Source organism: Arthrobacter sp. B6 (assembly GCF_001663775.1).
GTDB lineage: Bacteria > Actinomycetota > Actinomycetes > Actinomycetales > Micrococcaceae > Arthrobacter.
In genome coordinates, this window is record NZ_KV467168.1 from 2,595,832 (window position 1) to 2,614,268 (window position 18,437).

Annotated in this window: 19 protein-coding genes and 1 pseudogene; 17 read left to right on the plus strand and 3 right to left on the minus strand. The window is 67.5% G+C overall.

Annotation, left to right across the window (positions count from 1 at the left end; translation table 11 throughout):
• Nucleotides 1-20: 20 nt before the first annotated feature.
• The gene (locus AU175_RS11460) at nucleotides 21-1,715 is read right to left on the minus strand and encodes an alpha-amylase family protein (protein ID WP_066288791.1); all 1,695 of its coding nucleotides are present in this window, start codon (nucleotides 1,713-1,715) and stop codon (nucleotides 21-23) included.
• A complete protein-coding gene (locus AU175_RS11465) occupies nucleotides 1,712-2,710 on the minus strand; it encodes a TIGR03885 family FMN-dependent LLM class oxidoreductase (RefSeq protein ID WP_066288793.1) in 999 nt (332 codons plus the stop codon). Before AU175_RS11465 ends, AU175_RS11460 begins: the two co-directional genes overlap by 4 nt.
• Before the next feature lie 104 nt (nucleotides 2,711-2,814).
• On the opposite strand from AU175_RS11465, the gene AU175_RS11470 reads away from it, so the two are divergent.
• The 15 genes from AU175_RS11470 (at nucleotide 2,815) to AU175_RS11540 (ending at nucleotide 16,271) form a co-directional block, all read left to right on the plus strand.
• Nucleotides 2,815-3,903 carry an ATP-dependent DNA ligase gene (locus AU175_RS11470; protein WP_066288796.1) on the plus strand — a complete coding sequence of 363 codons (1,089 nt, stop codon included), beginning with the start codon at nucleotides 2,815-2,817 and terminating at the stop codon, nucleotides 3,901-3,903.
• 142 nt (nucleotides 3,904-4,045) lie between these two features.
• Nucleotides 4,046-4,921 (plus strand): protocatechuate 3,4-dioxygenase subunit beta, encoded by an 876-nt coding sequence (gene pcaH, locus AU175_RS11475; RefSeq protein WP_066288800.1) that lies wholly within the window; start codon nucleotides 4,046-4,048, stop codon nucleotides 4,919-4,921.
• 4 nt (nucleotides 4,922-4,925) lie between these two features.
• The gene (gene pcaG, locus AU175_RS11480; RefSeq protein ID WP_066288802.1) at nucleotides 4,926-5,492 is read left to right on the plus strand and encodes a protocatechuate 3,4-dioxygenase subunit alpha; all 567 of its coding nucleotides are present in this window, start codon (nucleotides 4,926-4,928) and stop codon (nucleotides 5,490-5,492) included.
• Nucleotides 5,489-7,018: a lyase family protein gene (locus tag AU175_RS11485; RefSeq protein ID WP_442855296.1), complete on the plus strand. Its 1,530-nt coding sequence runs from the start codon at nucleotides 5,489-5,491 to the stop codon at nucleotides 7,016-7,018. The genes pcaG and AU175_RS11485 overlap by 4 nt, the downstream gene beginning before the upstream one ends.
• Nucleotides 7,000-7,818 carry an alpha/beta fold hydrolase gene (locus AU175_RS11490; protein WP_066288805.1) on the plus strand — a complete coding sequence of 273 codons (819 nt, stop codon included), beginning with the start codon at nucleotides 7,000-7,002 and terminating at the stop codon, nucleotides 7,816-7,818. Before AU175_RS11485 ends, AU175_RS11490 begins: the two co-directional genes overlap by 19 nt.
• A complete protein-coding gene (pcaC, locus tag AU175_RS11495) occupies nucleotides 7,815-8,267 on the plus strand; it encodes a 4-carboxymuconolactone decarboxylase (protein WP_066288807.1) in 453 nt (150 codons plus the stop codon). Before AU175_RS11490 ends, pcaC begins: the two co-directional genes overlap by 4 nt.
• Nucleotides 8,268-8,348: 81 nt before the next feature.
• Nucleotides 8,349-9,548, plus strand: a complete 1,200-nt coding sequence (locus tag AU175_RS11500; RefSeq protein WP_066288808.1) for a thiolase family protein — start codon at nucleotides 8,349-8,351, stop codon at nucleotides 9,546-9,548.
• Between the two features lie 4 nt (nucleotides 9,549-9,552).
• Nucleotides 9,553-10,212: a 3-oxoacid CoA-transferase subunit A gene (locus tag AU175_RS11505; RefSeq protein WP_066288811.1), complete on the plus strand. Its 660-nt coding sequence runs from the start codon at nucleotides 9,553-9,555 to the stop codon at nucleotides 10,210-10,212.
• A gap of 1 nt (nucleotide 10,213) precedes the next feature.
• A complete protein-coding gene (locus AU175_RS11510; protein ID WP_066288816.1) occupies nucleotides 10,214-10,918 on the plus strand; it encodes a 3-oxoacid CoA-transferase subunit B in 705 nt (234 codons plus the stop codon).
• A gap of 94 nt (nucleotides 10,919-11,012) precedes the next feature.
• Nucleotides 11,013-11,822: an IclR family transcriptional regulator domain-containing protein gene (locus AU175_RS11515; protein WP_066288818.1), complete on the plus strand. Its 810-nt coding sequence runs from the start codon at nucleotides 11,013-11,015 to the stop codon at nucleotides 11,820-11,822.
• Nucleotides 11,823-12,006: 184 nt separating this feature from the next.
• Nucleotides 12,007-13,245, plus strand: a complete 1,239-nt coding sequence (locus AU175_RS11520; RefSeq protein ID WP_082979125.1) for a Re/Si-specific NAD(P)(+) transhydrogenase subunit alpha — start codon at nucleotides 12,007-12,009, stop codon at nucleotides 13,243-13,245.
• Entirely contained in the window at nucleotides 13,245-13,565 is a 321-nt protein-coding gene (locus AU175_RS11525; protein ID WP_066288820.1) for an NAD(P) transhydrogenase subunit alpha, read from the plus strand. The genes AU175_RS11520 and AU175_RS11525 overlap by 1 nt, the downstream gene beginning before the upstream one ends.
• The gene (locus AU175_RS11530) at nucleotides 13,562-14,935 is read left to right on the plus strand and encodes an NAD(P)(+) transhydrogenase (Re/Si-specific) subunit beta (protein WP_066288825.1); all 1,374 of its coding nucleotides are present in this window, start codon (nucleotides 13,562-13,564) and stop codon (nucleotides 14,933-14,935) included. The genes AU175_RS11525 and AU175_RS11530 overlap by 4 nt, the downstream gene beginning before the upstream one ends.
• 61 nt (nucleotides 14,936-14,996) lie before the next feature.
• Nucleotides 14,997-15,266 carry a hypothetical protein gene (locus tag AU175_RS11535; RefSeq protein WP_066288826.1) on the plus strand — a complete coding sequence of 90 codons (270 nt, stop codon included), beginning with the start codon at nucleotides 14,997-14,999 and terminating at the stop codon, nucleotides 15,264-15,266.
• A gap of 87 nt (nucleotides 15,267-15,353) precedes the next feature.
• On the plus strand, nucleotides 15,354-16,271 hold the full coding sequence (locus AU175_RS11540) for a diacylglycerol/lipid kinase family protein (protein WP_066288828.1): 918 nt from the start codon (nucleotides 15,354-15,356) through the stop codon (nucleotides 16,269-16,271).
• 54 nt (nucleotides 16,272-16,325) lie between these two features.
• Here the strand turns inward: AU175_RS11540 and AU175_RS11545 are convergent, their stop codons facing one another.
• Nucleotides 16,326-17,168, minus strand: a complete 843-nt coding sequence (locus AU175_RS11545) for an ACT domain-containing protein (RefSeq protein WP_066288831.1) — start codon at nucleotides 17,166-17,168, stop codon at nucleotides 16,326-16,328.
• Between the two features lie 140 nt (nucleotides 17,169-17,308).
• On the opposite strand from AU175_RS11545, the pseudogene AU175_RS21750 reads away from it, so the two are divergent.
• Nucleotides 17,309-17,470, plus strand: a pseudogene (locus tag AU175_RS21750) (FUSC family protein); the annotation flags it as partial.
• 140 nt (nucleotides 17,471-17,610) lie between these two features.
• The gene (locus AU175_RS11550; protein WP_066288835.1) at nucleotides 17,611-18,360 is read left to right on the plus strand and encodes an IclR family transcriptional regulator; all 750 of its coding nucleotides are present in this window, start codon (nucleotides 17,611-17,613) and stop codon (nucleotides 18,358-18,360) included.
• Nucleotides 18,361-18,437: the final 77 nt, after the last annotated feature.

Consider the following 18,437-nt stretch of genomic DNA (forward strand, 5'->3'; position numbering starts at 1 on the left):
TGGATGAGCTGGGGTGCCGGTCAGGGTGCCAGCCGGTCGCCCGGCTGATGCACGCGGAACCACCGGTAACCGTAACGGCCCAGCTCAACGCTGAACGTGCCGTCGGGCTCCAGCGGCACGTTGTCGCCGTCGAGCAGGTCCAGCAGGATGGCGTTCCTGTACTTGCGCGGCGGAGCGTCCTCGGGGCCTGCCTTGCCGGTGACCTTCACTTTGCCCTTGCCGAAGTTGTGCAGGAGGACCAAGGTGCCGCCGTCGGTGCTGAGCGTGTGCGCAAAGACCGCGGGCTCGGGCTGGTCGATGATGGCGAAGTCTCCCCAGCCCAGCTCCGGCGACTCCCGGTACCGCCGCATGAGGGTTGCCATGAAGTTCCACAGTGAGGCCGGATCCCGCTTGGCCTTGGCGGCGTTGATGTTCTCCGGACCGTATTCGCCCCGGACCATGGGTACCACCACGTCGGACACTTTGGCGGAGGAGAACCCGCCGTTTTTGTCGTCGTTCCACTGCATGGGGGTGCGGACGGCGGCGCGGCTCTTCTGCCGCAGGTCCTCGCCCATCCCGATTTCTTCGCCGTAGAACAGCACCGGCGTGCCCGGCAGGGAGAACATCAGCGAGTACACCATGCGGATCCGGCCGGCATCTCCGCCGAGCATCGGAGGCAACCGCCGGCGCAGGCCCCGGCCGTAAATCTGCATGTTCTTCTCCGGGCCGAACGCGTCAAAGACCTCCTGGCGCTCGCCGTCGCTGAGTTTGTCAAGCGTGAGCTCGTCATGGTTGCGCACGAACATGGCCCACTGGTTGTCCGGATGCAGCGGCGGACGGCTCTTCAGGGTCTCCGCCAGCGGCCGGGCGTCCTGCCGCGCCAGCGAGAGGTAGATGTGCTGCATGGTCATGAAGTCGAACTGCATGTGCAGCTCGTTGCCCTCCGGGCCGCCGAAGTACTCCAGCTGCTCCTTGTAGGGCAGATTCACCTCGCCCAGGAGCACGGCGCTGCCGTTGCGGCGGCTGAGGAAACTGCGCAGTGCCGCCAGGTATTCGTGCGGGTCCAGGACGGCGGCCTGGTCCTTGGGCTGGCCGCGGGTTTCCAGGAAGAACGGCACGGCGTCCAGCCGGAAGCCGTCAAGTCCCACTTCAAGCCACAGGCCCATGGCCTTGGCGATTTCGTTCCGGACCTTTGGATTTTTCACGTTCAGGTCCGGCTGGTGCGTGGCGAACATGTGCAGGTACCACTCGCCGGTGGCGTCATCCTGGGTCCAGAGGGACGTCTCTTCCCCGGGGAACACCACCTCCGATGACGTGTCCGGGGGAGTGTCCGCCCGCCAGACGTAATAGTCCCGGTACGGGTTGTCCGTCGATTTCCGTGACTCCACGAACCAGGGGTGCTGGTCGGAAGTATGGTTGACCACGAAGTCGGCGATCACGCGCATGCCCCGGTCCTTGGCCGATCGGATGAACTCCACGAGGTCCCCCATGGTGCCCAGCCGCGGATCCACGGTGAAGAAGTCCGTGACGTCGTACCCGTCGTCGCGGTCCGGTGACGGGTAGAAGGGCATCAGCCAGATACATGTCACGCCAAGGGCGGCGAGGTAGTCCACGCGCTGGGTGAGCCCGGCGAAATCGCCGGTGCCGTCGCCGTCGTCGTCAAAGAAGGTCTCCACATCCAGGCAGTAGATGACCGCGTTCTTCCACCAGAGGTCCGAGGTCTCGGCGATCCTCACAGCGTTGCCTCTTCCACGCGTGGGTCCGGAACGCCTGCCGGGCGCAGCTGAGGCAGCACGCCTGCTGCGAAGGCGTCGATGAACGGGGCCTGGTCCTGCCCCACAAAGTGGAGGTACAGCTCGTCGAAGCCCAGGGCGGCGTACCCTGCCAGCCACTCGGCGTGCTGGTCCAGGCTTGCCGAGATGTTCACCGATTTCCGGACCTGGTCCTCACCCACGTGGCCGCTGACGCCGTCGAAATGGGCTGCGGTTGGCAGGTCCCAGGGGACGGGGGGAGCAAAGGTGTTGGTCCGCCACTGGTCCAGGGCCGTGGCCACGGCGTCCTCCTCCCGCGGCGCCCACGACAGGTGCACCTGCAGGACGGCGGGGCCCTGCCCGCCGCTGTCCCGGTACGCGGCCAGCATGTGCTTCAGCTTCTCCGGCGGCTGGTTCACCGTCACCAGGCCGTCAGCCCAGCCGGCCGCCCGGCGTGCGGTCTCCACGCTGATGGCCGGGGCAATCAGCGGCGGCGGAGGCTCCGGAACATCCCAGATCCTGGCCTGCTCCACGGTCACCAGGCCGTGGTGGGTGACCTCTTCGCCCCGGTGCAGGCGGCGGATGACGTCCACGCACTCCTCCAGCCGCCGCTGGCGGGTCTCCTTGGGTGGCCACGCATCGCCTGTGACGTGCTCGTTCATGTTCTCGCCGCTGCCCGGCGCCAGCCAGAACCGGCCCGGGAACATGCTGGCCAGGGTGGCCGAGGCGTGCGCGGTGATGGCGGGGTGGTACCGCTGGCCGGGGGCCGTCACCACGCCGAACTTCAATGACGTGGTGGCCAGCGCGGCACCCAGCCAGGACCAGGCGAAACCGGAGTGGCCCTGCCGGGCGGACCACGGCTCGATGTGGTCCGAGCACATGGCGGCGTCAAAGCCTGCCTGCTCGGCGTGCCGGACGTCCTTGAGGAGCTGGCGGGGGCTGATTTGTTCATGCGAGGCGTGAAAGCCGACGGTGACCATCGTTAAGGTCTACAGGCCTGCGGCGCACGGTGTCGAGGCTTTCAGCTGGGCTTTTGCAGATCCAGGCCTACCGCTGGCGCAGCCGCCGGGCAAGAATGGGGCCTATGAAACTTCCCGTGATGCCGCCCGTCCCGCCGATGCTCGCCAAGTCTGTCAGCGGAATTGGTGGTATCCCGGCGGGGCGTGCCCTTAGCTACGAACCCAAGTGGGACGGTTTCCGGTCCATCATCTTCCGCGACGGCGACGAGGTGGAGATCGGCAGCCGCAACGAAAAACCCATGACGCGGTACTTCCCGGAAGTGGTGGAAGCGCTGAAGGCGAACCTTCCTCCGCGGTGCGTGCTGGACGGTGAGATCGTCCTGGTGGGCGCGTCCGGGGACCGGCTGGATTTCGATGCCCTGCAGCAGCGCATCCACCCGGCGGCCAGCCGGGTGAAGCTGCTGGCGGAGCAGACCCCGGCGAAGTTTGTGGCCTTTGACCTGTTGGCACTCGGGGATGAGGACTACACCGGCCGGCCCTTTTCCGAGCGGCGGGCCGCCCTGGAAAAAGCGCTCGCGGACAGTGCTGCTCCGGTCCACGTCACGGCCGCCACGCAGGACAAGGCGGTCGCCGAGCAGTGGTTCCGGCAGTTCGAGGGGGCTGGGCTGGACGGTATTGTGGCCAAGCCCCTGGACGGCCCGTACCAGCCGGACAAGCGCGTGATGTTCAAGGTCAAGCACGAACGGACCGCCGACTGCGTGGTGGCCGGCTACCGCGTGCACAAGAGCGGGCCGGATGCGATTGGATCGCTCCTGCTTGGCCTGTACAAGGACGACGGCGGCCTGGCCAGCGTCGGCGTGATCGGCGCCTTCCCGATGAAGCGCCGCCAGGAGCTTTTCGAGCAGCTTCAGCCGCTGGTCACCGATTTCGACGGGCACCCGTGGGCGTGGGCGAAGCAGGAGGAAGGCGGGCGGACGCCGCGGAACGCTGAAGGCAGCCGCTGGAGCGCCGGCAAGGACCTGTCCTTTGTGCCGTTGCGGCCCGAGCTGGTGGTGGAGGTCAGATACGACCATATGGAGGGCGAGAGGTTCCGCCACACGGCCCAGTTCTCCCGGTGGCGGACCGACCGGGACCCCGAATCATGCACCTTCGAACAGCTGGAAGAGCCGGTCAACTTTGACCTGGCCTCCGTGCTCGAGACCGGACGGCCCTAGGCACCTGGCGCGCGACCCGCCGTCGTCCGTTTGCTGTTTTCACGCGGGTGCCCGCTGCCTTGTGTTCGTATGCCGAACATGAGTGCGTAGTGTGAACAATTGATGTACTGTAGGGCCACAGCCACCACGAAAGGGGCCAGCCGTGCCGCAGCACATTAATGCCCAACAGCTTCCCGGCGACGAGGCCGTACCGGCCGCCGAACCCCATGCCGGCCACCTGCCCCCTGACCGCGCCATCGAGACCCAGGCCGATCTCAGTGCAGAGATCAATGCCTTGGCCGACGCCTATGCGCGGGCGCTCAAGGACGGCGGGGCCGTGGAGACCCAGCCCCGTTTGGACTACCCGCCCTACCGCAGCAGCATCCTGCGGCACCCCACCAAGAGCCTGCACCACGCGGATCCCGAGACCATCGAGCTGTACTCGCCGGCGTTCGGGCACCAGGACGTGCACGCCCTGGAGTCGGACCTGACCATCCAGCACAACGGCGAACCCCAGGGTGAGCGCATTATTGTCGCAGGCAAGGTCCTGGACGGTGACGGCCGCCCGGTGGCCGGCCAACTCGTGGAAATCTGGCAAGCCAACGCCGCGGGCCGCTACATCCACAAGCGTGACCAGCACCCGGCTCCGCTGGACCCCAACTTCACGGGCATCGGCCGCTGCATCACCGGCCCGGACGGCTCCTACCGGTTCACCACCATCAAGCCCGGCGCATACCCGTGGAAGAACCACCTGAACGCCTGGCGTCCGGCCCACATCCACTTCTCCATGTTCGGCACGGAGTTCACGCAGCGGATCATCACCCAGATGTATTTTCCCGGCGACCAGCTGTTCCCGCTGGATCCCATCTACCAGACCATCGTGGACCAGGACGCCCGGGACCGGCTGGTGGCCAAGTACGACCACAGCCTCACCGAGCCGGAGTGGGCGCTGGGCTACACCTGGGACATCGTCCTGACCGGTCCCAAACGGACGTGGACCGAAAACGAAGCGCTCGGCGCAGAGGGTGATGAGGAATAGCCTGATGAGCAACCAGACCACGAAGCTTGTTCCCACCCCCGGGCAGACCGTCGGCCCGTTCTACGGCTATGCGCTCCCGTTCGAGAAGGACAGTGAACTCCTTGCCCCCGGCTCGCCGGGCTCCATCCGGCTCCAGGGCACCGTTTATGACGGCGCCGGCGAGACCGTTCCGGACGCGATCCTGGAAATCTGGCAGCCCGACGCCGACGGCAAGGTCGTCCAGAAGACCGGATCCCTGGTCCGCGACGGCTACACCTTCACTGGCTGGGGCCGCGGCGCCGTGGGCTATTCGGGAGTGTTTACCTTCACGACGGTCAACCCCGGGCCCATGTCACCCGGCGCGGCGGCGTTCATTTCTGTGGCCGTCTTTGCCCGCGGCCTGACGAACCGACTGTTCACCCGCATTTACCTGCCGGAGAACGAGGACGCCCTGGCCAAGGACCCGCTGCTGTCCTCCCTGGACCCGGGACGCCGCAGGACCCTGATCGCGCGCCGCGATACTGACGGCGGTCTGACCTGGGACATCCACCTGCAGGGTCCGGACGAGACAGTCTTCCTGGACTTCCGGTGAACGAGACCCCCGGCACGGCAGCGCCCGTCCACATCGGAAGCACCGCAGACGGCGACGTCGGCCTGTTAAGTCCCGTCTCGGCGTCGCCCCTGGTGGCGGCGCTGACGGGGGACCGCGCGGTGCTGGCGGCGATCCTCGCCGTCGAGGCCGGCTGGGCCGCCGTGCTGGAGAAGGCGGACCTGGCGCCTGCCGGTTCCGCCGCCGTCGTGGCCTCCGCCGCTGAGGCAGGCCGTTACGACCTCGCAGATATCGCACGCCGGGCCCAGGGCGGTGGCAACCCGGTGATCCCGCTCCTGGCCGACCTGCGGAAGCAGGTCCAGGCGAGGGACACCGCCAACGTTGGCGCCGTGAAGGCGGTGCACACGTCACTGACCAGCCAGGACGTGCTGGATACCGCCCTGATGCTGGTGGCCCGCAACACCGTTGAGGCGCTGTTGGCGGACCTGAAAACTACGACGGCGGCGCTTGCCGGTTTGGCAGACCGGCATGCGGACACGCTGTGCGTCGGCAGGAGCCTGGCCCGGCACTCGCTTCCGTTCACCTTCGGGCTCCGCGCCGCGCAGTGGTTCCACGGCGTGGCGGCGGCCGGCCGGCAGTTGGAGCGGTTGGAGCTGCCGGTACAGTTCGGCGGAGCGGCGGGCACCTCGGCAGCGGGAACCTTGCTGACCTCCGGGACGGCGTACACCCCCTTTGACCTGGCGGATTCGCTGGCCGCGCAGCTGGGCCTGGCCGCGGTGCCCGCGCCGTGGCACACCAACCGTTTGGCCATCACGTCGCTCGGGCATGCACTGGCCTCGGTGCTTGACGCCTACGGCAAGGTCGCCGCCGATGTCCTGTTCCTTAGCCGGCCGGAGGTGGCAGAGCTGGCCGAGCCTCGGGCGGCGGGGCGGGGCGTGTCCTCGGCCATGCCGCAGAAGCAGAACCCAGTATTGTCGGTCCTGGTCCGCAGTGCCGCCCTCCAGGCACCGCAGCTCGCTGCCCAGCTGCATCTGGCCGCCGCCAACTTCAACGACGAACGTCCCGACGGCGCCTGGCACACGGAATGGCCTGCCCTCTGCGGCCTGCTCCGTCTTGCCCTGGCCGCCGCCGGCCACGCGAAGGAACTGGCCGAAGGCCTGCAGGTTTTCCCCGATGCCATGCGCCGCAACCTGGACCTCGCCGGTCCGCTGCTGATGGCCGAAGGGGTAGGCGCCGCCGTTGCTCCGCTCTTGGAGGACAAGGACGGTGCCACCGGCAAGCAGCAGCTGCAGGTTGTGGTGGACCGGACGCTTGCGGCGCCGGCCGCGGAACAGGCAGGCACGTACCGGCGGCTGCTCCGCGAAGCCGTGCCGGTTGGCCAGCTGACTGATCTCCGTCTGGACCAGCTCCTGGATCCGGCCAGCTACCTGGGCCAGGCCGCTGAGATCTCCCGGCGCATCCTCGCTGCGTTTCCGGACTTTGCACTGCCCGCATCGCATTCTTCAGCCGACATCGATCCAGCTCCCACCGACGCGAACGGAGCCAAACCGTGGCTAAACCGACCCTGAAGGCAGTGCTGCTTTCCCCCCAGCGCCCGCTGGGGGACAGGCCCCTGCTGGTGGCCGGACCGTCCCTGGGCACATCCACCCTCCTATGGACCGACGCGGCAACAGCGCTGGGCACGGACTATGACGTGGTGGCCTGGGACCTGCCCGGCCACGGTGTCTCGCCGGCGGCCACCGAACCCTTTGACGTGGCCGACCTCGCCGACGCCGTAGTGGAACTCGTTGACTCCATTGCACCCGGGGCGGCTTTCCACTACGCCGGGGTTTCGCTCGGCGGCGCCACCGGCCTGCAGCTGGGGATCAAGCACGGCGTACGCCTCAAGAGCCTCTCGGTCCAGTGCAGCGGCGCCAAGCTGGGCACTCCGGAGGGCTGGCTGGAACGCGCGGAAACGGTCCGCACCCAGGGCACCCCTGTGATGATCCAGGGCTCCGCCCAGCGCTGGTTCGCGCCGGGCTTCATGGACCGCGAACCTGCGCGGAGCAGCCGCCTCCTGCACGCCCTCCGCGACGCAGACCGCTTCAGCTACGCCTACTGCTGCGAGGCCCTGGCATCCTTTGATGTCCGCGGCGACCTCGGCAGCATCAGGGTGCCCACGCAGGCGCTGGCCGGGGCGGAGGACACTGTTGCGCCGCCGTCGTTTGCTGAAGAAGTGGCGGCAGGCATCACCGCCGGCGGGGGAACCGCCAGCGCCGTGACGCTGGGCGGGGTGGCGCACCTGGCCCCGTTTGAGGCCCCCGGGCACGTGGCTGAACTGCTCCGGAACCTCATTTCCTGGAGCGAATCCCACGGGGCAGCCAAATGAACGGGCTTCCGGGCACGGAGCGGAACGGCGTCGTCCAGCCGGACGCAACCAGCCAGGAGATCTACGACGGCGGCATGGTGGTCCGCCGCGAAGTGCTGGGGGCCGCACACGTGGACCGGGCCAACGCCACCAAGGACGAATTCACTGAAGACTTCCAGGACATGATCACGCGGATCGCGTGGGGTGGCATCTGGACCCGCCCGGGCCTCACGCGGCAGATGCGCTCTGCCGTAACCATCACCGCCATGGTGGCCCACGGGCACTGGGATGAACTGGCAATGCACCTCCGCGCCGCCATCACCAACGGTCTGAGCAGGGACGAAATCAAGGAAATCCTGCTCCAGACCGCGATTTACTGCGGAGTTCCCTCCGCCAACACAGCATTCAAGACCGCCCAGCAGGTGTTCCGCGACATGGACAGCACCGTAACGGACACCCCGCCCAACTAGGTAGCAGCAGATGTCGTTTTGAGCCCCCATAACGACATCAGCTGCTACCTAGTTGGGGCCCCACAGAATCAGAGGAGCATTATGAATCAGGCTTTTGTGTACGACGCCGTTCGCACACCGTTCGGTAAGTTCGGGTCCGGCCTCGCGGGGGTCCGTCCGGATGACCTGGCCGCGCACGTGATCACGGAGTCCGTGAAGCGGGCGCCCGGGCTGGATCCCGAGCGGATCGATGAGGTGGTGTTCGGCAACGCCAACGGCGCGGGTGAGGAGAACCGGAACATCGCCCGGATGGGCACGCTGCTGGCCGGTTTGCCGGTGTCGATTCCGGGCACCACGGTGAACCGGCTCTGCGGGTCGTCTTTGGATGCGGCGATTATCGCCTCGCGCCAGATCAACGCCGGGGATGCGGACGTGATGCTGGTGGGCGGCGCGGAGTCGATGTCCCGTGCCCCGTGGGTGCTGCCCAAGACGGAGAAGCCTTACCCGGCCGGCGACATGACCCTGGCGTCGACCACGCTGGGCTGGCGCCTGGTAAACAAGGCGATGCCGAAGGACTGGACGATTTCCCTGGGCGAGGCCACGGAGCGGCTCCGGGAGAAGTACGGCGTCACGCGTGAGCAGCAGGATGAATTCGCGGCGAGTTCCCACAACCTCTCCGCGGCCGCCTGGGACGAGGGCTTCTACGACAACCTGGTGGCGCCGGTGCCGGGGACGGATCTGGTCCGGGACGAAGGGATCCGGGCCGGTTCCTCGGCGGAGAAGCTCGCGGGGCTCAAGACGGTCTTCCGGACCGAAAACGGCACGGTCACCGCGGGAAATGCTTCGCCGTTGTCCGACGGCGCCTCCGCGGCCTGGATCGGCTCCGAGGCTGCCGTCGGGCTGCTGGGGCTGGAGCCCCTGGCACGGATTGCCGGGCGCGGCGCGCACGGCAACGATCCCCAGTACTTCGGCTACGCCCCGGTGGAGGCGGCGAACAAGGCCCTCGCGAAGGCGGGCATCGGCTGGGACCAGGTCGGCGCCGTCGAACTTAACGAAGCGTTCGCCGCGCAGTCCCTGGCCTGCATCAACGCCTGGGGCATCGACCCCTCGATCGTGAACCGGCACGGCGGCGCCATCGCGATGGGCCACCCGCTCGGCGCGTCCGGTACCCGGATCCTGGGCACCCTTGCCCGGTCGCTGCAGGCTTCCGGTGAGCGCTGGGGCGTCGCGGCGATCTGCATCGGCGTCGGGCAGGGGTTGGCAGTGGTGCTGGAGAACGTCTCTGCCGGAGCGAAGGGTTAGGAACATGCTGAATTTTGTAGACACGGTGGCAGATGCCGTCGCCGGGATCCGGGACGGTTCCACCGTGATGATCGGCGGGTTCGGCAACGCCGGGCAGCCGTTCGAGCTGATCGATGCGCTGATGGACTGCGGCGCCACGGACCTGACGGTGGTGAACAACAATGCCGGCCAGGGCGATCAGGGCCTGGCGTTGCTGATCAAGGAAGGACGGGTGAAGAAGATGATCTGCTCGTTCCCGCGGCAGTCGGACTCCTGGCACTTCGACGCCAAGTACAAGGCCGGGGAGATCGAGCTGGAACTGGTGCCGCAGGGCAACCTGGCCGAACGGATCCGCGCGGCCGGGGCCGGGATCGGCGGGTTCTTCACCCCCACCGGGTACGGCACCATGCTGGCCGAGGGCAAGGAAACCCGGATCATCGACGGCCGCGGCCAGGTGTTTGAGACCCCCATTCACGCCGACGTCGCACTGATCAAGGCGCTGAAGGCCGACGGCAAGGGCAACCTCGTCTACCGCAAGACCGCCCGGAACTTCGGCCCCATCATGGCCGCCGCCGCGAAGCACACCATCGTCCAGGTCTCCGAGGTCGTGCCCACCGGGGGATTGGACCCGGAGACTGTGGTCACCCCGGGAATCTACGTCAACAAGATTGTGAAGGTGGCCTGAGATGGGCGCACAGACCAACAGCCAGGCCGGCAGCCGGGCCAGCCTCCAGACCAGCAACAAGGCGCTGGGCCGGGATGACCTCGCCCGGCTCGTGGCACGGGACATCAAGCCGGGCTCGTTCGTGAACCTGGGGATCGGCCAGCCCACCCTGGTATCCAACTACCTCACCGCGGACCAGGACATCACCCTGCACACCGAGAACGGCATGCTGGGCATGGGTCCGGAAGCCCAGGGCGACGAAATTGACGGCGACCTCATCAACGCCGGCAAGATCCCCGTCACCGAACTCCCGGGAGCGTCCTACTTCCACCATGCCGACTCGTTTGCGATCATGCGCGGCGGGCACCTGGACATCTGCGTTCTCGGCGCGTTCCAGGTGTCCGCCACCGGTGACCTCGCCAACTGGCACACCGGTGCACCTGGCGCCATCCCCGCTGTGGGTGGTGCGATGGACCTCGCCACCGGCGCCAAGGACGTGTTTGTGATGATGACGCTCCTGACCCGCGAAGGCGCCTCCAAGATCGTGGAGACCTGCACCTACCCGCTCACCGGCGTCGGCTGCGTCACCCGCGTCTACACCGACAAAGCAGTGTTCCTCACCGGCCCCGACGGCGTCCAGGTCCGCGAAACCTTCGGCTGCACGCTCGAGGAGCTCCAGGAACTGGTGCCCGTCCCGCTCACCGCAGCCCCCGCCGTCGCCCCCTGACCCCCGCTTCTGCGCGAACGTACACTTGGGGCCCCTTGCGAGTCGCGTTTTTGGGGCCACAAGTGTACGTTCGCGCCAAATAGGATTGGTAACCATGACCCACGCACCAGCAGACACGCAGGCCGCTCCGCAGGCGGGCGACCAGTACGTGCAGTCGCTGGCGCGGGGGCTGGCCGTGATCCGTGCCTTCGATACGGACCACCCCCTGATGACCCTCACGGAAGTCGCGGCCCGCACAGGCCTGACCCGGGCCACTGCCCGGCGCTTCCTGCACACGCTGGTGGAACTGGGCTACGTCCGTACCGACGGAAAGACGTTCGCGCTGACGGCCAAGGTGCTCCAGCTCGGCTACGCCTACCTCTCTGGCCTGTCGCTCCCGCAGCTGGCCCAGCCTCACCTCGAGGAACTGTCACTGAAGCTGGGCGAGTCCACCTCCGCCGCGGTGCTGGACGGTACCGACATCGCCTACATCGCCCGGGTGACCACCCGCCGGATCATGAACGTAGGCATCACTGTCGGCACCCGCTTCCCGGCGTATGCCACCTCAATGGGCAGGGTGTTGCTTGCCGCCCTTCCGCCAGCCGAACTTGAGGCCTACCTCGCCGCCGCGGAGATCAAGCCGCTGACGCCCCGGGCGCTCGGGACTGTCCGGGAACTGCTCGCTGTCCTTGAGAAAGTCCGGGCCCAGGGCTGGTGCCTGCTGGACCAGGAGCTGGAGCTTGGGCTGATGTCCGTGGCCGCTCCGGTCCATGACGGACCCAAGGTGGTAGCGGCCGTGAACGTCTCCCTGCAGGCCCAGTCCGTCGCGGCCCAGCCGGACCCGGAAGCGTACCTGGCCGCGGTGGCAAAGGAAATCGTTGCGACGGCGGAACTCACCTCCGCGGACCTGAGCGCACGGGGTTAGCGCGCGAACTGGCAGTAAATGCCCCCAAAACGCGAATCCGGGGGAATTAGCTGCCAGTTTACGCAGGGGGTCATAGACTCTAGCCAACTACGTGCAGCAGTGCCGCTCCGCGAAGTTCCTGCCGGTCACCGGATGGGCACGGATCCTGAGGCGCTGCCGCACTCGTTTGCGAGGGGAGTGGCGGGTGAAACTGGGCATACCGCGGGAACGCCATGAGGGTGAACGGCGCGTGGCCGGCACCCCGGAAACGGTCAAGCAACTCACAGGACTGGGCCTGGACGTGATCGTCGAGGCAGGAGCCGGCGATGCGTCCGGACACAGTGACCACGAATACGTACATGCCGGCGCCAACGTAGTCCCGGTTCTGGTCCCGGCCGACCTGGACATCCTCGCCCACGTCCGACCGCTGGATCCGGCAGTGGCCGCTTCGCTGAAACCCGGCGCGGTTACGGTGGGCCTGGCCTCGCCGTCGTCCGAGCTTGCCACCGTCCAGGCGCTCGCTGACTGCGGCGTCACCTCCTTCGCCCTCGAGCTGGTTCCCCGCATCTCCCGTGCCCAGTCCATGGACGCGCTCAGTTCCCAGGCCCTGGTGGCCGGCTACCGCTGCGTGCTGGAGGCCGCCATCCGCTTGCCGCGGTTCTTCCCCCTCTACATGACGGCCGCCGGAACGGTTCCGCCGGCCCGGGTGCTGGTGCTCGGGGCGGGCGTTGCCGGGCTGCAGGCCATCGGCACCGCCAAACGGCTCGGAGCCCGCGTCTCCGCCAACGACATCCGTCCCGCGTCCGCCGATGAGGTCGCGTCGATGGGAGGCACGTTCGTCAGGCTGGACCTCGAAACCGCAGAAGCCTCCGGCGGCTACGCCCGGGAACTCAGCGCCGACCGTGGCGCCCTGCAGCGTGAGCTTCTCGCGCCGCATGTGGCCCAGGCGGACGTTCTGATTACGACGGCGGCCGTCCCCGGCAGGCACGCGCCGCTCCTGGTGAGCCGCCAGATGGTGCAGGCCATGCGGCCAGGTTCGGTCGTCGTCGACCTCGCCGCGGAGTCCGGCGGCAACGTGGAGGGTTCGGTTCCCGGCGTGGACATTCTGGTGCCCACCGCGGACGGGCAGGGGCATGTCACCTTGGTGGGGCTGAAGGATGCGCCCTCGGCGATGGCCTCGGACGCGTCCCGGCTGTACGCCAAGAACGTGGCCAACCTGCTGGCCCTGATTGCCCGGGACGGCGTGATCGCCCCCGATTTCGACGACGAGGTGGTGGCCGGTGCGTGCCTCACGCACGACGGCGCGGTGCGGCACCTGCCCACGGCGGAGGCACTCGCCGGACTCATCCCGGCTCCGCCGGACCATTCGCCCACGGTCCAAAACGATACGGTCCACAACGAAGGCGTCCGCAGTGAAGGCGTCCGCAGCGAAGGGGGAACCTGATGGACGGCATGAGCCTGCTGACCATCACCGTACTGGCCATCTTTGTAGGCTTCGAAGTGGTCTCCAAGGTCTCCAGCACCCTGCACACACCGCTGATGTCAGGGGCGAACGCCATCCACGGCATCATCCTGGTGGGCGCCATCATCGTTGCGGGCCAGGCCGCCGAACCCTTGATCCTTGCAGTGGCGCTGCTGGCCGTGGTGCTGGCTACCGCCAACCTCGTGGGAGGCTTTGTGGTCACCGACCGGATGCTGCACATGTTCCATGGCCGTAAGGAAACCGGCCGCAAGGACGCCGCGGCCACGGAGGACGGAAAATGACCCTCCTCGACCCTGTCTGGACGTCGCTCCTCTACCTCGCCGCGGCCGTGTTTTTCATCCTGGCCCTCCGCGGCCTCAGCTCGCCGCGCACCGCCCGGCGGGGCAACCTGATCGGCGCGTTCGGGGCCTTAGTCGGCGTGGTCACGGTGTTCCTGTCCTCCCGGCTGGACAACGTCCCGTGGATTATCGGTGCCATCGCGGTGGGATCCGCCGTTGCCGCACCCGTGGCCCGGCGCGTGAAAATGACCCAGATGCCCCAGCTGGTGGCGCTCTTCAACGGCGTGGGCGGCGGCGCTGCAGCCCTGGTGGCGCTTCTGGAGCTCGGCCATACGGAGGATCCGTGGGTGCGCGTCGCCGTTGTCTTCACCCTCCTGGTGGGTGCCGTGTCCTTCGCCGGTTCCGGGGTCACCTTCGCCAAGCTCCAGGAGCTGATGACCACCCGCCCGGTGGTGTTCCCCGGACTGCCTGTGGTGATGGCGGTGGTGTTGCTCGCCGCGGTGGGGACCGCCGTCGCCGTCGTCCTGACCGGGGCCCTGCCGCTCGCGGTGCTGCTGATGGCACTGGGCCTGGCGGCCGGTGTGCTGCTGGTGCTGCCGGTGGGCGGGGCCGACGTTCCCATCGTCATTTCGCTCCTGAACGCCTTCACCGGCCTGGCGGTGGCCGCGTCCGGCGTGGTGTTGGGCAACGTCCTCCTGGTGGTGGCCGGAACACTGGTTGGCGCCTCCGGTACCATCCTCACCCGCGCCATGGCCGCGGCGATGGGCCGAAGCGTCGCCGGCATCCTGTTCGGCGCCTTCCGGGGAGGTTCGACGGCGGGATCCACCGCCCTGAGCGAGCGTCCCGTCAGGTCCTCCAGCGCGGAGGACGTTGCAGTCCTGCTTGGCTACGCGCAGCGCGTCATCATTGTGCCCGGTTACGGGCTGGCCGTGGCGCAGGGACAGCACACCGCTGCCGAACTGGCCCTGGCCCTTGAGGCCCGGGGCATCGAGGTGGATTTTGCCATCCACCCTGTGGCAGGGCGGATGCCGGGGCACATGAACGTGCTCCTGGCCGAGGCCAATGTGCCGTATGAGTCCCTCAAGGAGATGGGCGAGATCAACTCAAAGTTCCGGACGGCGGACGTTGCGCTGGTGGTGGGTGCCAATGACGTGGTCAATCCGGCCGCGAAGACGTCCTCCGGCTCGCCGATCTACGGCATGCCCATCCTGGAGGTCTCCGCCGCCCGGCAGGTGATTTTCCTGAAGCGGTCCATGCGGCCCGGTTTCGCGGGAATCGAGAATGAGCTGCTCTACGAACCGCAGACCTCGCTGCTTTTCGGCGACGCCAAGGATTCCCTGGCCAAGGTGCTGGGCGCGGTGAAGGCGCTGTAACCATCCCGCCGTAGGATCAACCGTGACCCTTCACAGCTGACTTTCCCGAGGAGACGTACCCATGAGCGACCCGCAGACCACCTCCGATTCGTCTACAGCGTCCCGGCCTGCCCGCCCCGCCTGGCTGATGCCGGTCATCATGACAATCGTCACGGGCGTGATCGGCATGGTGCTGGTAGCAGGGCAGGGCCTGTACTGGATGATCGCGGTCATTGCCGTGGTTGATGCCCTCGGCGTCTTCACCATTGTCCGGTCGGCCCGGATCAACGCCCGGAACCAGGAAGCCCGGGCCCGGGAAATCCAGTACAAGCAACTCCAAAACCGACCGTAGCCGGTCCGCCCGGCATCCGCAGGCGGGAATCCCGGAAATAGGAAGTACGCTTTCTTTATTGCACTTCCAACGTCACTGAAGGACACCATGACAGCGAACAGTTCCCCAGCCCTCAAACGCGCGGCGATCATCGTTAATCCTGCCAAGCCGGTGGACGTAGACGTGGATGCCCTGGCGGCGAAGCACTGCTCGGAGAACGGCTGGGACGAGCCCATCTGGCTGGAGACCACCAAGGAGGACCCTGGCGTCGGCCAGGCCAAGGAAGCGCTTGAGCAGGGCGCCGACATCGTCATTGCCGCAGGCGGCGACGGAACAGTCCGATGCGTGGCCGAGGTCCTTGCCGGAGGCGACGTGCCCATGGGGCTGCTCCCTTTTGGCACGGGAAACCTCCTGGCCCGCAACCTGGGCATGGACGTCACGGACTTTGACGGTGCCATGGCCGGAGCCCTGGCGGGAACCGAACGGAAGATCGACGTCGTCCGCGCCCGCCGGAACGATCCTGACAGGGAGCAGCTGTTCCTGGTCATGGCCGGCGTAGGCTACGACGCGACCATCATGGCTGACACCAACGAGGACCTCAAGGACAAGGTGGGCTGGTTGGCCTACGTGGACGCCGGCATCCGGAACCTGCCCGGCAAGCCGGTTAAGGCCACCATCGTTGTCGACGGCAAGGACGTGGTGCACCGGGGAGTCCGCAGTGTGATGGTAGGGAACTGCGGCAAGGTCCAGGGCGGACTGGAGATCTTCCCGGACGCCAAAATGGACGACGGACTCCTGGATGTGGCCGTGCTGGCTCCGAGGGGCAAGCTCGGCTGGTTCTCCGTTGTCGCCGGCATGATCGGTAAGGGCCGGGGCAAGGACACATCCGTTGAGTACTACCAGGGCAAATCCGTGGAGATCACGCTCGAGCGCAACGACGATTACCAGCTTGACGGCGACCATGAGGGTGAGGGCAAGCATGTCCTGATGACGCTGGAGCCGTCCGCCCTCACGATCCGGATGTAAGCCCAACCAGGTAGCAGCAGACGTCGTTTAGAGGCTTCATAACGACATCTGCTGCTACCTGGTTGGGGCGGCCGCCGCGGGCCGGTGGGCCAGGATTTCGGCGAGTTCCGCCAGCCGGTGGGCGCGCGCCGACTCGGCCGGCGTGAACGGTTCGCCGGCGCGGACAAAGGTGATGGGTCCGTGCCAGGCGGTGGGGATCTTCAGGAGCGTCCCGGCGTCGTGCTTTTCCAGGACAGCCTCCGCCGGGGTGAGGATCCGTGCGCGGAGCAGCTCCGCCACAGCCAGGGGAAGCTCGTCCGGGGCATCGGCGATCCTGGCCGCCAGGCTCAGCGCCTTCGTCTGGCCGTCCGCCATGGCCAGGGCGGTGGTGGGCCAAACATGGGACCGGGAGCCGCCGCCGTCGTGCAGGGCATCCAGCAGCTGGCGTTCGCTCAGGTTTCCGGGGGCGGACAGCACAAACTCGTCCAGCACGCCGCCGGTTACGGGGTGGACGTGGATGCTCAGGATGTTGGTGTCCAGGCCGGCCAGCGCCTTGGTGATTTTCTGCAGCGAGCCCGGCCGGTCCTGCAGCACCGTGCGCGCCCGCCACAGCGACGGGGCCTTGCCCAGCCTCCTGCGGTGACGCAGGGCGGGCGCATGCAGCCAGCCCCGCAGCACACGGGCAGCCGACGGCTCGGCCACCCAGATCACCAGGACTGTGGCCGTGAGGGTGAGCACCAGCACTTTGGCCAGGTAGGTCAGATGCGTCCCCACCACCAGGGCGTGGACGAGAAGCTCGATGGGAAGCATCACGGCGACATTGGCCACCGTGAGGCGGGTCTTGGTGGGTTCCGGCATCAGGCCGCAGACTTCGCAGCTCAAATCAGCCGCTGCAGGATTGCTTGCGGTGGGCTTCATGCCTCAAGGATCATGTGCCGCTGTTTCCGTGGTGTTGCCCCGCGGTTCCGATCATGCGAACGGTTTGCGACGTAGGCTTTGTCGGGACGCCAGTCCGGCCGTCCGTCAGTTGCAAAGTGCAGGAAGGGCGACGCGCCCACGTGAAGATGCTCGCTGAGATGTTCAGCGTTGCTCCCGGCATCAAGGACCACCACTCTGCCCTCCGGTGCGCGGTAGGCGCGTTTGTTCCGCTTCTCACGCTGGTGCTGCTTGGCCGCCTGGATGTTGCGATCTTCGCGTCGTTCGGTGCCTGCTCCGGGGTTTGACGCCCCGGTCTTCGCCTGGCCGGGTCCCGGGACTGTCCGACGGCGGCACTTGGCCAGGTGCGCCGGCTGCGCGGCTGCCTCAGGCCGCGGCGGAGTAAACTTTGGAAAAGTTCCCCATTCAATGGAAGCGTTGGACCATGGCTAATTCAGTCTCCGGGGACTCGGTGGTGGACCGGGTGGTCCGGATAATTTCGGCCTTTCCCGAAGGAGCTGGCAGCCTCCAGCTTTCTGAGCTGGCAAACCGCGCCGGGCTCCCGCTCACCACGGCGCACCGGCTGGTCCGGCAGTTGGCCGCGCACGGCCTTCTCGAGACCGGGGCGGGCGGAACCGTCCGGCTTGGGCTGCGTCTGTGGGAGCTGGTGAACCGCAATTCGCCCACACTGGCGTTGCGGCAGGCCGCCATGCCTTTTATGGAGGACATCCAGGAGGTCCTGAACCAGAACGTAAACCTGGCGGTCCTGGACGGCTGGGAGGCGCTCTTTGTGGAACGGCTCTCCCGCCGCGGATCTGTGGCTAACCGGGCCAAAGTGGCCGGAAGGATGCCTGTCCACCTGTCCTCCGCCGGGCTCGCACTGATGGCACACCAGGGGAAGACGCTGCGGGCTGAATACCTCGGGCAGTTCACTGACCCCGCCGGGAAAGTAACGCAGGATGCCGTGCGTGGCCTGCTCAGCGAAACCGGCCAGCAGGGCTTCGCCCAGCTGGCCGGCGTCGTGGATCCGGACACCTGGGGCATTGCCGTGCCGGTCCTGGACGGCAGGCAGCGCGCGGTGGCAGCACTCGGCGTTGTGGTCCCGCTCCGGGAGATGCGCCTGCAGGCCCTCGTGCCCGCGCTGCAGACCGCGGCCCGGGGCATTGCCCGCCGGCTGGTGACTCTGGAAAACTGATTCTTTCTTCCGCTGAATGGAATGCGTGTTACGTCCGTGAGGCTGCCCGCTGCACACTGATAGCCAGACGCGCCCAC

What these genes read in the sequence shown, in the direction of transcription:
- AU175_RS11465 (WP_066288793.1), bottom strand. Translation starts at nt 2,710, where the DNA reads ATGGTCACCGTCGGCTTTCACGCCTCGCATGAACAAATCAGCCCCCGC.
- AU175_RS11470 (WP_066288796.1), top strand. Translation starts at nt 2,815, where the DNA reads ATGAAACTTCCCGTGATGCCGCCCGTCCCGCCGATGCTCGCCAAGTCT.
- pcaG (WP_066288802.1), top strand. Translation starts at nt 4,926, where the DNA reads ATGAGCAACCAGACCACGAAGCTTGTTCCCACCCCCGGGCAGACCGTC.
- pcaC (WP_066288807.1), top strand. Translation starts at nt 7,815, where the DNA reads ATGAACGGGCTTCCGGGCACGGAGCGGAACGGCGTCGTCCAGCCGGAC.
- AU175_RS11500 (WP_066288808.1), top strand. Translation starts at nt 8,349, where the DNA reads ATGAATCAGGCTTTTGTGTACGACGCCGTTCGCACACCGTTCGGTAAG.
- AU175_RS11505 (WP_066288811.1), top strand. Translation starts at nt 9,553, where the DNA reads ATGCTGAATTTTGTAGACACGGTGGCAGATGCCGTCGCCGGGATCCGG.
- AU175_RS11510 (WP_066288816.1), top strand. Translation starts at nt 10,214, where the DNA reads ATGGGCGCACAGACCAACAGCCAGGCCGGCAGCCGGGCCAGCCTCCAG.
- AU175_RS11515 (WP_066288818.1), top strand. Translation starts at nt 11,013, where the DNA reads ATGACCCACGCACCAGCAGACACGCAGGCCGCTCCGCAGGCGGGCGAC.
- AU175_RS11525 (WP_066288820.1), top strand. Translation starts at nt 13,245, where the DNA reads ATGGACGGCATGAGCCTGCTGACCATCACCGTACTGGCCATCTTTGTA.
- AU175_RS11530 (WP_066288825.1), top strand. Translation starts at nt 13,562, where the DNA reads ATGACCCTCCTCGACCCTGTCTGGACGTCGCTCCTCTACCTCGCCGCG.
- AU175_RS11535 (WP_066288826.1), top strand. Translation starts at nt 14,997, where the DNA reads ATGAGCGACCCGCAGACCACCTCCGATTCGTCTACAGCGTCCCGGCCT.
- AU175_RS11540 (WP_066288828.1), top strand. Translation starts at nt 15,354, where the DNA reads ATGACAGCGAACAGTTCCCCAGCCCTCAAACGCGCGGCGATCATCGTT.
- AU175_RS11545 (WP_066288831.1), bottom strand. Translation starts at nt 17,168, where the DNA reads ATGAAGCCCACCGCAAGCAATCCTGCAGCGGCTGATTTGAGCTGCGAA.
- AU175_RS11550 (WP_066288835.1), top strand. Translation starts at nt 17,611, where the DNA reads ATGGCTAATTCAGTCTCCGGGGACTCGGTGGTGGACCGGGTGGTCCGG.